Annotated in this window: 10 protein-coding genes; 4 read left to right on the top strand and 6 right to left on the bottom strand. The window is 65.8% G+C overall.

Features of this window, described 5'->3' with window-relative positions:
* The first annotated feature begins 108 nt into the window (after nt 1–108).
* From Q8R73_RS06625 to Q8R73_RS06615, 3 genes are all read left to right on the top strand, one after another.
* Entirely contained in the window at nt 109–600 is a 492-nt protein-coding gene (locus tag Q8R73_RS06625; protein ID WP_305718739.1) for an NUDIX domain-containing protein, read from the top strand.
* A 65-nt stretch (nt 601–665) separates the two neighbouring features.
* Nucleotides 666–1601 carry a glycosyltransferase family 2 protein gene (locus Q8R73_RS06620; protein WP_305718738.1) on the top strand — a complete coding sequence of 312 codons (936 nt, stop codon included), beginning with the start codon at nt 666–668 and terminating at the stop codon, nt 1599–1601.
* 69 nt (nt 1602–1670) lie between these two features.
* Nucleotides 1671–2183, top strand: coding sequence for a GNAT family N-acetyltransferase (locus Q8R73_RS06615; protein ID WP_305718737.1), 513 nt, complete (start codon nt 1671–1673; stop codon nt 2181–2183).
* A 114-nt stretch (nt 2184–2297) separates the two neighbouring features.
* Here the strand turns inward: Q8R73_RS06615 and Q8R73_RS06610 are convergent, their stop codons facing one another.
* Both Q8R73_RS06610 and Q8R73_RS06605 read right to left on the bottom strand, forming a co-directional pair.
* Complete coding sequence (locus Q8R73_RS06610) at nt 2298–4676, bottom strand: TonB-dependent receptor (protein ID WP_305718736.1); 2379 nt, start codon at nt 4674–4676, stop codon at nt 2298–2300.
* 157 nt (nt 4677–4833) lie between these two features.
* Nucleotides 4834–5235 (bottom strand): DUF2946 domain-containing protein, encoded by a 402-nt coding sequence (locus Q8R73_RS06605; protein WP_305718735.1) that lies wholly within the window; start codon nt 5233–5235, stop codon nt 4834–4836.
* A gap of 315 nt (nt 5236–5550) precedes the next feature.
* Between Q8R73_RS06605 and zigA the strand changes: the two genes are divergently transcribed.
* The gene (zigA, locus tag Q8R73_RS06600; protein ID WP_305718734.1) at nt 5551–6759 is read left to right on the top strand and encodes a zinc metallochaperone GTPase ZigA; all 1209 of its coding nucleotides are present in this window, start codon (nt 5551–5553) and stop codon (nt 6757–6759) included.
* Nucleotides 6760–6797: 38 nt separating this feature from the next.
* Here the strand turns inward: zigA and Q8R73_RS06595 are convergent, their stop codons facing one another.
* From Q8R73_RS06595 to Q8R73_RS06580, 4 genes are read right to left on the bottom strand one after another with little or no spacing between them, the layout of a single operon-like run.
* Nucleotides 6798–8861, bottom strand: coding sequence for a hypothetical protein (locus tag Q8R73_RS06595; RefSeq protein WP_305718733.1), 2064 nt, complete (start codon nt 8859–8861; stop codon nt 6798–6800).
* Nucleotide 8862: 1 nt separating this feature from the next.
* Nucleotides 8863–11682 carry a DUF4159 domain-containing protein gene (locus Q8R73_RS06590; protein WP_305718769.1) on the bottom strand — a complete coding sequence of 940 codons (2820 nt, stop codon included), beginning with the start codon at nt 11680–11682 and terminating at the stop codon, nt 8863–8865.
* The gene (locus tag Q8R73_RS06585; RefSeq protein WP_305718732.1) at nt 11682–12626 is read right to left on the bottom strand and encodes a DUF58 domain-containing protein; all 945 of its coding nucleotides are present in this window, start codon (nt 12624–12626) and stop codon (nt 11682–11684) included. The genes Q8R73_RS06590 and Q8R73_RS06585 overlap by 1 nt, the downstream gene beginning before the upstream one ends.
* Nucleotides 12626–13630, bottom strand: a complete 1005-nt coding sequence (locus tag Q8R73_RS06580; RefSeq protein ID WP_305718731.1) for a MoxR family ATPase — start codon at nt 13628–13630, stop codon at nt 12626–12628. The genes Q8R73_RS06585 and Q8R73_RS06580 overlap by 1 nt, the downstream gene beginning before the upstream one ends.
* Between the last annotated feature and the right edge of the window lie 262 nt (nt 13631–13892).

Below are 13892 nucleotides of genomic sequence, written 5' to 3'. Positions count from 1 at the left end.
AGCCGTCGCGCGATCATCTCGTGATACTCTCTGGAAATCCCGTTCAAAGTATTGGCAAGCCGGCTGGCGCGGCGCAAGGATCAAACGCGATGTCAGGATATGGGCTCGATGGCGACGGACCTGCAGAAGCTGCGAATCACGCTTGAGCCGGCGCTGCGGCGGGTTTTCCATCTCTATTGGAGATTCGCCCGCGGCATGACGCTCGGGGTCCGCGCCGTCGTGCTGGACGGCGATGACAGGGTGTTTCTGGTCAGGCACAGCTACGTCTCCGGCTGGCATCTGCCCGGCGGCGGCGTCGAGGTCGGTGAAACCTTTCGCGATGCGCTGCGCCGCGAACTGGCGGAGGAGGGGCGGATCGAGCTCGATGGCGAGCCGCCGCTGCACGGCCTGTTCCTGAACAGCCATGTCTCCGGCCGGGACCACGTCGCGGTCTACGTAGTCAGGCAATTCAGCCAGGACCGGCTGCCCGAGGCCAACCATGAGATCGTCGATTGCGGCTTTTTCGATGCCGCGGCCTTGCCGGAGGCGACCACCCCGGGCACCCGCCTGCGGATCGCGGAAGTGCTCGAGGGCAGGGAGCCGATCGCGACGTGGCGTTAGCGCTCCGCAACCAGTAAAAGTGCGAACGACCTCATAACAAACCTGATTCGGCTGACGGCCCTTCGATGATCACACCGACGATGCGGATTGCGGTTCTGGTGCCGTGCTTCAACGAGGAGGCCGCGGTCGCGACCGTGATCTCGGATTTTCGCAAGGCGCTGCCGCAGGCCCAAATCTTCGTCTACGACAACAATTCGTCGGACCGCACCGTCGCGGTGGCGCGCGAGGCGGGCGCCGAGGTGCGCAGCGAACGCCGCCAGGGCAAGGGCCATGTTGTGCGGCGGATGTTCGCCGATGTCGACGCCGACATCTACGTGCTGGTCGACGGCGATGCGACCTATGATGCCGCCAGCGCGCCGCGGATGATCGGGATGCTGCTGTCGGATCATCTCGACATGGTGGTGGGGTTTCGCGTCGACCAGACCGTGGCGGCCTACCGGCCCGGTCACCGCACCGGCAACCGGATGCTGACGGGATTTCTCTCCACGGTGTTCGGCCAGGCCTTCAAGGATATTCTTTCCGGCTATCGCGTGTTCTCGCGGCGCTTCGTCAAATCCTTCCCGGTGCTGTCGGACGGCTTCGAAATCGAGACCGAGCTCAGCGTCCATGCGCTCGAACTGGCGCTGCCGGTCGCCGAGATCGAGACGCCCTATTTCGCCCGGCCGGAAGGCTCGTTCAGCAAGCTCAATACCTGGCGCGACGGATTTCGCATCCTCGGCACCATCCTCAAACTCTACCGTTCGGAAAAGCCGCTGCGCTTTTTCACCGCCATCGGGATCTTCCTGACGCTGGTCTCGGTCGGCCTCGCGATTCCCGTCATCGTCACCTATCTCGAGCAAGGTATCGTCCCGCGGCTGCCGACGGCGGTCCTGTCGATGGGCATGATGATCCTGGCAGTGCTGTCGGTATCCTCGGGGCTGGTGCTCGATACGGTGACGCGCGGACGGCGCGAGATGAAGCTCCTGGCCTATCTGTCCCAGGCTCCCGTTATCAGGAACTGATCCGGCCGGATATTAACGCGGGATGGGCGATGGACCGCGCGTCCGCCAGATGCTATCCCGCGCCCCAGCATGAGCGACCTCTCACTGACGATACTGGCCGAGACCCCCAGCGACGCGCTGCCGATCGAACGCCTGCACCAGCGCACCTTCGGGCCCGGCCGCTTCGCGCTGAGCGCCTACCGGCTGCGCGAGCATGTCGATCATTTGCTCGATCTGTCCTTCACCGCCCGGATCGGTACGCTGCTGGTCGGTTCGGTGCGGCAACTGCCGATCTGCATCGACGATACCAGGGCATTGCTGCTGGGTCCGCTGACGGTCGAGCCGCCGTTTCGCAGCCGCGGCGTCGGAAGCGCGCTGCTGGACCGCGCGCTGAAGGACGCCAGGACCAAAGGACATCGCCTCGTGCTGCTGGTCGGCGACGAGGCCTATTACAGTCGCGTCGGCTTCAAGCCGGTTCCGAAGGGGCGGGCGGTCATGCCCGGACCGGTGGATTACAGCCGTCTTCTGGTGGCCGAACTCGTCGAGGGCGCGTTCACCGATGTCTCCGGCGCGATCCGCCCGGACTGGAGCCTGGCGACGTAGTGCCACGATGCCTCGAGGCGCGCGCCGGGCAGCTCAAGGGCGCTGCCGGACGCGCTCCTCACCATGAGGGAGCGGGGCGGTTCGAGGAGCGAGGTCACCGCCGCGCAAATGTAACTAGAACTTCAGGTTCGCAAATGCCCGCACGCCGATGCCCGGCAGCAGGACCTCATCCTTGTTGTAGGACACCGAATTGCGGATGTTCTCGTTCAGCAGATTGTTGCCGACGAGGCCCACCATCATTTCGCGCGCGCCGAACCAGCTGGGATCCAGCCTGGTCTTGTAGCTGATTTCCGCCTTCAGCAGGTTATAGCCCGCGGTCGGCGTTTCGCCGACCACGGCGATATGGTTCTGCGCGAAGGCATGCAGATAGTTGATCCGCGCCAGCCAGTTCGCATCGCGCCAGAACAGGCCCGTGCCGGCGCGGACCGGCGGAATCCTGGGAACGTTGGTGCCGTCGGAGAAAGTGGCACGGACGACGTCGAACTGGCTTTCGACGCCCCAGATGCCGCCGTGGAATTGGCCGACATCGAGCTGGCTCTGGAATTCGACGCCGCGGAAGGTGGCGTCGCGCTGTGAGTAGATCGCCTGATTGAGCTCGAGCGGAGAAGCCGGATCGGCCGGATCGACGCAGGCGACGTCTTCACAGGTGTTGCCGGTCAGGCGCCGGTAGATGAAGCCGTTGAACTTCGTGTAGAAGGCGGTCGCTTCGAACCGCAACGGCCCAGTCGCCCGCCGCAATCCGATCTCGATCGACTTGGCGGTTTCAATCCCGAGGTTGGGATTGCCGATGTCGAACGTGACGGTGGCTTCGTGCGGGCCGCGTGAAAAAAGCTCGGCCGGCTTGGGCGCGCGCTCGACATACTGGCCGGTGATGCTGGCGACCAGACCCCATGGCAGATCCTGGATCAGGCCGACGCTGGCGCTTTTCGGCGTAAAGTGCAGGTTGCGCGGGGTTGCGGCTCCGATGCCGGCGGGGTCGACGTTGAGGTCGAACACCTCGGATGCGAAGTCCGGCGTCGTGCCGGAGAGATTGACGCGTTCGATCCGCCCGGCGATTTGCGCCTTGGTGACTTCGCTGAATTTGAACTCGTTGAAGACATAGCCGGCGACCCGGTTGTTGCTGTTCGGATTGAACAGTCCATTGAGCGGACTGGTCGGATCGTCGGGACTCGACGCGGTCAGTTCCTGATGTCCGGCCTGCAGGCCGAAGGCGGTCGTTACCGAGGCGAAGCGCGCGTTGAACGGCATCAGCTGCACTTCGACGCGGCCTTCCTGGTCCTTGCTGGTGAAGCTTTGCCGTACGCCGAGCGAGGTCGGATCGGCGAGATCCGCCAGCGCGATCTCGCTGTGCTTGTAGTCGGTCGCGCCAGCCCAGAAGCGGATGGCCTCGATCGCCGCCGAGTCCGGCCGATACTCGCCCTTGGCGGTGAGCTTGGTCTGACGCGCGTCGATTCGGGCCTGATGATCGGAAGCTTCGATGCCCGGAATACGATAAAGCGAGTCGTTCTGCGTGATGGCAGCACCAATGAAGCCGCCGTCGAAGATAAAGGAGCCGCCGATCGAGGCGCCGGCCGCCTGCGCGGCCGAGTTGGGCTGACGGCCGTTGAACGGCGCGGCCGGCTCGAACAGATAAGGCTGGCTGGGGACGTTGTAGTCGCCGCTCCTGCGGCCATAGGCATCGGCGTGAATGGCGAAATTGCCGCCGCCGGCATCGAGCAGGATGCCGCCTTCGGTGCCGCGATCGACCGAACTGACGGCTGTTCGCGTCTCGACGGTCATGCAGGGTCCCGACTGCATGTTTGCGAGCGGCGCCTTGGTCGGCAGCCCATAGGTCCGGAACGGCGTTGCCGCGCAGGAGGGCAGGGCATCGGGAATTCGATTGTTGGTGGCGCTGACGATGCCGCCGATCGAGGTCGACCCGTAACGCAATGCCGCCGGTCCCCGGATCACTTCAATCTGGTTGGTCGCCAGCGGATCGATCGGCACGAAATGATCCTCGCCGAGGTCGGAAACGCCGCCGCCGCCGATACCGTTCTCGACGATGCCGACGCGGTTGACGTCGAGCCCCCGGATAATCGGCCGCGTTGCAGCGCCGGGCGCAAAGCTGGAACTGGTGATGCCGGGCTTCGAGAACAGGAGATCGCCGAGCGTGGTGCCGTCCGAGCGTCGGATTTCCTCGTTCGGTATCACGGTGACGGTTGCGAACTGGTCCGTCACGATCGGCAGCACGCCCTGCTGGGGCGCCGCGACCGGGCTGGGCTGCGGTGCAGCGGGTTCACGATTGCGCCCGGGAGCGGCGCGGGACACGCGCACCGGCGCGCGCGCAGGCCTGACGCTTCGCCGCACGATCGGGCTTGGCGCGGTCACGGTGATTTCCGGCAGCTGCGTGGCGGGCGGTGCGGCATCCTGAGCCGCGGCGCCGCTGCCCATCGCGCATAGCAGCAGCCAACTCGCTCCACCCAGGTGGAATGCTCGCCTTGTTGGGAATGTCATTGTCCTGATCCTGATAGAGCCGCCATACGGATTCGTACCCGTGACGAATTCGGACAGCGCCTGCCGTCGATGTGCGACGGACCGATTTAGAATTATCCCGGCAGGATCGCTCGCGATCGGCGCGGCGATCCCTGCAGGGAGCATCAAGTCATCGATGTCAGGTGGCGGGAGGAGCGCGAGGCCGGAAGGCCAGGCCGACCGGGTTCAGATCAGCAAACGCGGCATCGGTGACGCGATAAGGAAACACGTCGGCTTGCGGCAGCAGCAAACCGGGCGGCGTTGCTGATAGCCCCGTGCCCGCCAGAGCGATGATGGCGCAGATGGCGCAATCTTCGCCCGGGTGATGGCCGGAATCGTGGTGAGACTCCGTCGGATGGTTGGCGTCCGGCGAGGCGGTGGAGGCGGAAAAGTCGGATTGCGTCGTAACCGCGTGACTTTCCGGCGTCGCCGCCTGCGCGTCGCCGGCGTGAAAATGCCCGAACGACAGCCCAAACTGCAGCGCCAGCGCCAGTAGCGCCAGCCGCGCCCCGTTCTTGAGATTTGCGCGAACCCACTTCATGCCGATCAGCGCCCCACATCGAAGACCGGGGCATCCCCCCGGGCTGTCCAATGTTATAATATAACATCAGGGGCGACCGGATGGGTCAACGTCGGTTCGCAGGCGTCCCGGCACAATCCCCGACGGGTGTGTGATTTGGGCAACGGTGCTAACCGCAACAGATCCAAACCCGCCTGCCCGGCAGCTTCTGGTTCTCTAATTGACACCGTCGCCATCTTTTGATGTTATGTTATAACATAACATATTTGGCGGACCCGACGATGCCCACACTTCCCCGATTGGGCTTCCCCAAACTCAACAGGCTCTTTGATCTCGATGCGCAAACTCCCCGTCACGGTCTTGTCCGGCTTCCTCGGGGCTGGGAAGACAACTTTACTGAACCATGTACTGAACAACCGTCAGGGCCTGAAGGTGGCGGTGATTGTGAACGACATGAGCGAGGTCAACATCGACGCCGACCTCGTCCGCGATGGCGGTGCGAACCTGTCGCGGACTGACGAAAAACTGGTCGAAATGACCAATGGATGCATTTGTTGCACGCTGCGCGACGATCTGCTCAGGGAAATCCGGGCTCTCGCCGAGAGCGACCGGTTCGATTACCTCCTGATCGAATCGACCGGCATTTCGGAGCCGCTTCCGGTCGCCGCGACGTTCGATTTCCGCAGCCAAGAAGGCGAGAGTCTTTCCGACGTCGCGGTGCTCGACACCATGGTGACGGTGGTAGATGCCGTGAACCTGCTGCGGGATTACTCCTCGACCGATTTCATCAGGGATCGCGGCGAATCGCTCGGTACCGACGACAAGCGCACGATGGTGGATCTCTTGGTCGAGCAGATCGAGTTCGCTGACGTGGTCGTGCTCAACAAGATCGACGATGCTTCCGCTGACCAGTTGCAGGCCGCCCGCAAGATCATCCGCGCGCTGAATCCCGGCGCCGATATCGTCGAGACCAGTTTCTGCAACGCGCCCTTCGACCGGATTCTCAACACCGGTCGTTTCGATTTCGAGCGGGCGCAGCAGCATCCGCTCTGGTTCAAGGAACTATACGGCTTTGCCGATCACACGCCGGAGACCGAACAATACGGCGTCAGCAGTTTCGTCTATCGCGCGCGCCGGCCATTCGATCCCGCGAAATTTCACCAGTTCCTGAAGGAGACCTGGGCCGGCGTTATCAGGGCGAAAGGCCATTTCTGGATCGCAACGCGTCCGCAATGGCTGGGTGAACTCAGTCAGGCGGGGGCGATCGTCCGGACCGAAGGCCTGGGGTTCTGGTGGGCCAACGTGCCCGCCGACCGCTGGCCGGACGATCCGTTCTGGCGGCAATCGCTCAAGAAGAACTGGAACGAACTCTATGGCGACCGCCGGCAGGAGATCGTCTTCATCGGCACCGACATGGATCAGGGCGCCATCAAGGCGCGTCTCGACGCTTGTCTTGTCCCCGGGAAACCGGGAATGCAGATCGAGGAATGGGCCAGACTGGTCGATCCGTTCCCGAGGTGGCGACGCGCCGATGAGGCTGCTTAGGGATTAAACTGCGCAACGCTTGATCGACAACCTTGCGCTCAGCGCCCCTCGCGCAGCCACGTCGCGGCGAAGGCGCCGAGCAGCAGCAGCAGGCCGATCAGGCCGGCGAAGATCGGCAGCACGCCGACGCCGCGCACCACGCTGGCGTCGCGCATCTTGACGCCCATCCAGCCGTCGCCGCGGAAAATGCCGGAGGCGCGTACCGGAACGATACGCGGAACCTCGACGCTGGCGCTGTCCACCAGCCGCCGTGCGTCGCCGCCGGTGGCCTGCGCCAGCGGCTTGAGCATGTCGGCGGTGGAGGTGACCTCGGAAAATTCCTTGGGGTTGGTCGGGCCGACATTGATCAGCGCCTTCAGCGTGCCGTCGGTGGCTTGCCACAGCCCGAGTTCGCTGGCGGGGATCGCCGAGCGCCAGGTGCCGGGTTCGCTACTGCTCAGGGTCAGTTCGCGCGCGGCTCCCGAGGGCGACGTCACCGTGACCGGCGGGACGCTGTCGGCCATGGTCTGGCGCAGCACCACGAGATCCTTGCCGCTGATCTGCAGCCGCAGCGCTTCCTCGTCCAGGTCAGGCTGCTTCATCAGCCAGTGCGAGGTCCGCCGCAGCAGATCGAGATGCGGCCCGCCGCCCTCGTAGCCGCGCGCCCACAGCCAGATGTGGTCCGACAGCAGCAAGGCGACGCGGCCCTCGCCGAAGCGTGACAGCAGCAGCAGTGGCTTGCCGTCGGCGCCGGTCATGACCGGCGGGGTGATGGCATTGCGGGTGTCGACGGTGCGGAAGAAACGGCTCCAGCGCGGCGGCTCGGTGGCGGATCCCTCCAGCCCGCGCGTCACCGGATGGCGTTTGCCGGCGTCGCTCAAGATCGCGTGATAGGGTTTCTCGGTGACCCCGACCGGCTCGGCCGGCAGCACCGAATCCAGCGGGGTGCGCCAGATGCTGGTGGTCGAGGCGTAATCCGGCCCCGCCGATACCAGCACCGCGCCGCCGGCGCGCACGTAGCGCGCTATATTGTCGAAATAGGCAATCGGCAGCACGCCCTGGCGGGCGTAGCGGTCGAAGATGATCAGCTGGAATTCGTTGATCTTCTGCTGGAACAGTTCGCGGGTCGGAAAGGCGATCAGCGACAATTCGTTGATCGGCGTGCCGTCCTGCTTCTCCGGCGGACGCAGAATGGTGAAATGCACGAGATCGACGCTGGCGTCGGATTTAAGCAGGTTACGCCAGGTTCGTTCGCCGGAATGCGGCTCGCCCGAGACCAGCAGCACCCGCAATTTGTCGCGCACACCGTCGATCGCCACCACCGCGCGGTTATTGACCAGCGTCAGTTCATCCTGCAGCGGCGAGGCCTCGATCTCGACGATGTTCGGCCCGGCATGCTTGATGCCGACATCGATATTGATGGTCTGGCCACTGGTCGCGGTGCGTTCGTTGATCACCTCGCCGTCGCGGCGCACCACGATCCTGGCGCGTTCGCCGCTGACGCCCTGGTCGTCGAGCCGGTAGGTGATGGTCTGCGCCTGGCCGACGATGCCGAAGCGCGGGGCGGCCGCGATCGCGATGCGCCGGTCGCGCTCGTCCTTGCGGCCGGTGATCAAGGCATGCACCGGGGCCTGGAATCCGACCGCGGCGGCATTGGCGGGAATGTCATGCACCCGGCCGTCGGTGATCAGGAAGGCGCCGGCGACGCGATCCACCGGGACGTCCGACAGCGCCGACGACAGCGCGCCAAACAGTTTGGTGCCGTCGGTTTCGCCGTCGGCTTGTCCCGCCTCGACGACGCGAACCTCGATGCCCTTGATCTTCTTGAGATTGTCGACCAGCGCCTCGCGCGCTCTGTCGGTCTCGAGGGTGCGCTCGCCGAAATTCTGGCTCGGGCTCTTGTCGATTACGACGGCGGCGACCGACGACAGCGGCTCGCGGTCCTCGCGGGTAAACGACGGGTTGGCCAGCGCCAGCAGGATCAGCGCCAGCGCGGTGACCCGCACCGCGGCGCCGCGGGCACGGGCGATCAGCAGCAGCACCGCGATCACGGCGATGGCGGCCAGCGCGATCCAGAGCACCAGCGATGGGACGAGAGGGGTGAAGGCGATACCGTATTGCATGCTACTGCCCGAGCCGTTCGATCAGGGCCGGCGCGTGTACCTGGTCGGCCTTGTAGTTGCCGGTCAACGTATACATCACGATGTTGACGCCGGCTCGGAAGGCGAATTCGCGCTGCCGCGGTTCGCCCGGCGTCAGCGGCAGCATCGGCTGACCGTCCGGGCGCAAGGCCCAGGCGCCGGCCAGATCGTTCGATGTGATGATGAGCGGCGAAACGCCGTCGCCGCCGCGGGCGGGCCGGGAAGCCGCCTCGTCTTCTTCTTCCCGCGGCAGTGTTTCGACCCAGGTCTGGCCCGAGGTGAAGCGGCCGGGGAAGTCGCGCAGCAGATAGAAGGTCTTGGTCAGCACGTGTTCGCGCGGCACCGGCTCGAGTTCGGGAACGTCGAGCGAGGAGAGAATGCTGCGCAACGCCAGCATGCCAGGTGTCTGCGAGGCGCCGTCGGCGCCCGGCGGCGCCTCGATGGCGTCGCGGGTGTCGAACAGCACGGTGCCGCCCTGCTTCATGTAGGCGTCGATGCGGTTGATGGCGTCCTGCGCCGGCTTCACCGCTCCTGGCAATACCGGCCAGTAGATCATCGGGAAGAACGCCAGTTCGTCGCGTGCCGGATCGATGCCGACGGGATCGCCGGCTTCCAGCGCGGTGCGCTGCGCCAGAAAAAGCGTCAGCCCGGACAGGCCGGCCTTGACGATGGAGTCGACGTCGGCGTTACCGGTGACGACATAGGCCAACCGGGTCTGCGAGACCGCCTTGATGGCGAACTCGTCTGTGGTGTCGGCCCGTGCCGGCCGGGAGGTCGCCATGCTCGTTGCGACGACCGTGGACAGCGCCAATGCGAACGCCATGGCGGCGGGAACCGCGCGCCGGCGCAACAGCGCCGCAATGCCGGCGCCGAGCAACGCGACGATCACGGCATCGATCAGAAACAGCGCCAGCGACGAGGCCAGCAGGATTCCCCGGAGGTCGCGCGGTTCGGCATTGGTGTAGCTGGCGCGCTGCGCGCGCAGCGAAGCTGTGTCGAGCGACGCGATGCGGTCGGCCGCCGCCAGCGCATTGACCGCGAGCGGGCCGTCGGCGGGGCCATAGAGACCGGGCGGATGGTCCGGCGTAGCACGGTCGCGGAAGTCGGCGCGCAGCGGCTTCGCCGTCGAGGGCGGCGGTCCGAACGCGCCGAAGCCGTCAAGCGTGCGCAGCGGCGCCACGGTCTCGATGCCGGCCTCGCCGGCGACGCCGGCGCCCGGCGTGGAGGTGTAGCCGGACACATCGACGATCCGCCGCAGCATCTCGACGAAGCTGCCGGACATCGGCAGGTCGGACCAGCGCATGTCGGCGCTGACGTGGAACAGGCTGACCACGCCCTTGCCGCGATGCTCGCCGGTGACCAGCGGCGTACCATCTTCCAGTGACGCCCAGCTCCTTGTCGCCAGCGCCGCATTGGGTTCGGCGAGCACCTGCCGGGTGATGGTGATATCCTTCGGCACCACCAGTCCCGCGAACGGCCCGTCGGCCGCGAACGAGGCCAGATGCTGCGGCTTTTCCCAGGTGAGACTGCCGCCGAGGCTGCGTCCGCCGCGGCGCAGTTTGACGGGCACAAGGTCGTCGTCGGCCTGGGCCAGCCGCGGGCCGGCAAAGCGCACCAGCACGCCGCCCTGTTCGATCCATGCACCGATGCGCTCGCGAATTTCCGGCGACAGCGTGCCGACATCCGCCAGCACGATCATCGGCAGCTTCTGGTCGAGGAACTGCGTGATCGCCTGCTGCGGCGAGCCGCGTTCGCCGAGCCGCACGTCGGCGAACGGCGCCAGCGCACGGGTAAGATAGAATGTCGAGGCCAGCAGCGGCTGCGCGGTATCGCTGGTCGATCCCGAGACGATGCCGATGGCGCGGCGGCGCCAGCGCTTGTCGAGCAACTGCACCGCACCGGCGGACCGCTCACCGGCCACTTCGAGTCTGGAAATATCGTTGCGCAGTTCGACCGGAAGATCGAACGACGCTTCGGCCTCGCGATCCCCGGGCGCAAAGCCGTAGGAGGCCTCGCCGATCGGCGACCCCTTCTGGTCGATCGCGCGCACCACGCCCGCGGCGACGCCGCCGCCGGTGCGCAGCACCTTCACCGTCATCTTCGCCGCGGCATTCTCGGCCGCGACCAGCGCGAGCGGGGGGGCGGTGCCGCCTTCGTAGAGCGTCAAGCTGCGATCTCCGATGATCTTGCCGAGGGCTTCGATGAACTCCGGCCCGCGTCCGGTATCGACGCCGTCCGACAGCCAGGTGATCTCGGCGTCGCCGGTGGCCTTCAGGAAACGCTCCAGCGCCGGCAGGGTTTCCACCCGCTCGATCGAATAGGGTTTGGGCGCGAGCTGGCGCAGCGCCACCCGCGCCGTGCCGGCCGGCATCAGGGTGATATCGCGCGCGGGCTCCGACAGCGGCACCAGCGTCACGCCGCGCTGATTGTTGTCGGCGTTCGTGATCAGTTCGTCCGCCGCCCTGATCCGGGAGTCCCAGCTTGCCGCAGCGCTCCAGCCGTCGTCGAGCAGGATCACCAGGGGCGCGCTGGAGCCGGCGAGGCCGGTTTGTGGATTCCAGATCGGCCCGGCCGCCGCCATGATCACCAGCGCCGCGGCGGCAAGCCGCAACAGGGTCAGCCACCATGGCGTGCGCGAGGGGGTTTCCTCCTTCGGCGCGATGTCGAACAACAGCCGCGTCGGCGGAAACTCTACCCTCCGCGGCCGCGGTGGCATCACCCGCAACAGCCACCACAGCACCGGCAGGCTCAAAAGGCCCAGCAGCAGGAAGGGTTGGGCGAAAGCGAGCGGGAATCCGGCGATCATGCCCGTTGCCCCACTTTGACGGTGGCGCCCCGCGCGCTGCCCTTGCTCACCATCATGCCCGAATGCAGGAACAGCAGCAGTTCGGCGGCCGAACGGCTGGTGGTGTGGGTCGAGAACAGCCAGTCGAGCTTGTTGGTTTCGGCGCGAATTTCGGCGCGATGCCGCGCCACGCGCGCCACATAATCATCCGCCCATTTTTCCGCGCGGCCGGCGGTGATGACGGTGCCGTTCTCCGGTTCGACGAATTCGATGCGGCCGGAATAGGGGAAGGTTTCCTCGGCGGGGTCGACGATCTGGATCAGCGTGCCGTGGGCGCCGGAGGCCGACAGGCCCGCCAGCATGGTCGTGATCTCCGGTAGCGGCGACCAGAAATCCGACAGCACCACGATTTCAGCCAGTGACGCCGGCACGAAGGAGGGCGGCAGGCTGAACCGGGCGTCGTCGTCATGCAGCATCGCCTGCGCCATCTTGTCGATCACGCTGCGGCTCGCGGTCGGGTTCAGCAGGCCGGGAATGCCGACGCGTTCGCCCCCCGCGACCAGCAGTTCGGCGAGCGCGAAGGTGACGATCAGCCCGCGTTCCAGCTTGCTGTCGCGCGCCTGTTTCGAGGCGAACGCCATCGACGGCGAACGGTCCGGCCACAGCCATACCGTATGCGATGCCTCCCATTCCTGTTCGCGGACGTAGAGATGATCGTCGCGCGCCGAGCGGCGCCAATCGACGTTCTGCGACGGCTCGCCCGACACGAAGCGGCGGTACTGCCAGAAACTCTCGCCGGCGCCGGCGCGGCGCCGTCCATGCAGCCCGTGGATCACATTGGCGGCGATGCGGCGGGCTTCGAGCACGAGTCGGGGCAGCGAGGCGGCGAGCGCCCGGCTTTCGCCGTCGGCCCGTCGGATTGCTGTGATCTCTCTCGGCGCGTGCCCCGTGTCCGCGGCCATCAACCGATCCGCGTCTTCAATTGCCTGATGACGTCGGGGATGGTGCGGCCTTCGGCGCGGGCGGAGAAGGTCAGCGCCATGCGGTGCTTGAGAATCGGTTCCGCCAGATCGAGCACGTCGTCGATCGACGGCGCGAGGCGGCCGTCGAGCAGCGCGCGGGCGCGCACCGCGAGCATCAGCGACTGGCTGGCGCGGGGACCCGGTCCCCAGGCGATCAGTTTGCCGGTTTCGCCTCCTTCCTCGCCCGGACGTGCCGAGCGCACCAGCGACAGGATCGCCTCGACGACGGAATCTCCGACCGGCAGCCGGCGCACCAGCCGCTGTGCCGTGATCAGGATCTCCGAATTCATCGCCGCCTTGGCCAGCGTCTCGTCGGCGCCGGTGGTTTCGAACAGGATTCGCCGCTCGGCGTCGCGGTCGGGATAATCGACGTCGATCTCCATCAGGAAGCGGTCGAGTTGCGCTTCCGGCAGCGGATAGGTGCCTTCCTGCTCCAGCGGATTCTGCGTCGCCAGCACATGGAACGGTTTTGGCAGGTCGTGCCGCGCGCCGGCTACAGTAATGTGCTGTTCCTGCATCGCCTGCAGCAATGCGGACTGGGTGCGCGGGCTGGCGCGGTTGATTTCGTCGGCCATCAACAGCTGGGCGAACACCGGTCCGGAGATGAAGCGGAACGAGCGCTTGCCGGAAACGCTCTCGTCCAGCACTTCGGCGCCGAGAATATCCGAGGGCATCAAATCGGGCGTGAACTGGATCCGCTTGGCATCCAGCCCGAGCGTAATCCCCAGGGTTTCCACCAGCTTGGTCTTGGCGAGGCCGGGCACGCCGATCAGCAGCGCATGACCGCCGGACAGGATCGTCACCAGGGTATTTTCGATCACCCGGTCCTGGCCGAAGATCACGTTGGAGATCGCGTCTCTCGCGACACGAATCTGGCCGGCGACCTGTTCGGCCGAGCGGACGATCACGTCGTCGAGTTTTTCGACATTGTCTGCGCCAGCCATCCAGTTCTCCTCAGGACCACATCTTCGGGTCAAATCTTCAGGTCGCGTTTCGGGTCTCGTCTCGGAACCACCCGGCCTGTTGCGCCGCTTGCGCCATCATGCCGGCAACCCCATGCTAGACTTATGCGAAGGCCATGTATTCGTTGACTTAAACTGTCCCCATCTTATGGACGTTTCGGGCTATGAACGGCATCACGATGTGGCGACCTGAGCGGGAGTGTATTCGGCGCTCGCGCCCGGGACATGTACCGTATGGTGCATC

Source organism: Bradyrhizobium sp., assembly GCF_030697065.1.
GTDB lineage: Bacteria > Pseudomonadota > Alphaproteobacteria > Rhizobiales > Xanthobacteraceae > Bradyrhizobium.
This window is presented reverse-complemented; position numbering and strand designations above follow the sequence as displayed.

What these genes read in the sequence shown, in the direction of transcription:
- Q8R73_RS06625 (WP_305718739.1), top strand. Translation starts at nt 109, where the DNA reads ATGGCGACGGACCTGCAGAAGCTGCGAATCACGCTTGAGCCGGCGCTG.
- Q8R73_RS06620 (WP_305718738.1), top strand. Translation starts at nt 666, where the DNA reads ATGATCACACCGACGATGCGGATTGCGGTTCTGGTGCCGTGCTTCAAC.
- Q8R73_RS06615 (WP_305718737.1), top strand. Translation starts at nt 1,671, where the DNA reads ATGAGCGACCTCTCACTGACGATACTGGCCGAGACCCCCAGCGACGCG.
- Q8R73_RS06610 (WP_305718736.1), bottom strand. Translation starts at nt 4,676, where the DNA reads ATGACATTCCCAACAAGGCGAGCATTCCACCTGGGTGGAGCGAGTTGG.
- Q8R73_RS06605 (WP_305718735.1), bottom strand. Translation starts at nt 5,235, where the DNA reads ATGAAGTGGGTTCGCGCAAATCTCAAGAACGGGGCGCGGCTGGCGCTA.
- zigA (WP_305718734.1), top strand. Translation starts at nt 5,551, where the DNA reads ATGCGCAAACTCCCCGTCACGGTCTTGTCCGGCTTCCTCGGGGCTGGG.
- Q8R73_RS06595 (WP_305718733.1), bottom strand. Translation starts at nt 8,861, where the DNA reads ATGCAATACGGTATCGCCTTCACCCCTCTCGTCCCATCGCTGGTGCTC.
- Q8R73_RS06585 (WP_305718732.1), bottom strand. Translation starts at nt 12,626, where the DNA reads ATGGCCGCGGACACGGGGCACGCGCCGAGAGAGATCACAGCAATCCGA.
- Q8R73_RS06580 (WP_305718731.1), bottom strand. Translation starts at nt 13,630, where the DNA reads ATGGCTGGCGCAGACAATGTCGAAAAACTCGACGACGTGATCGTCCGC.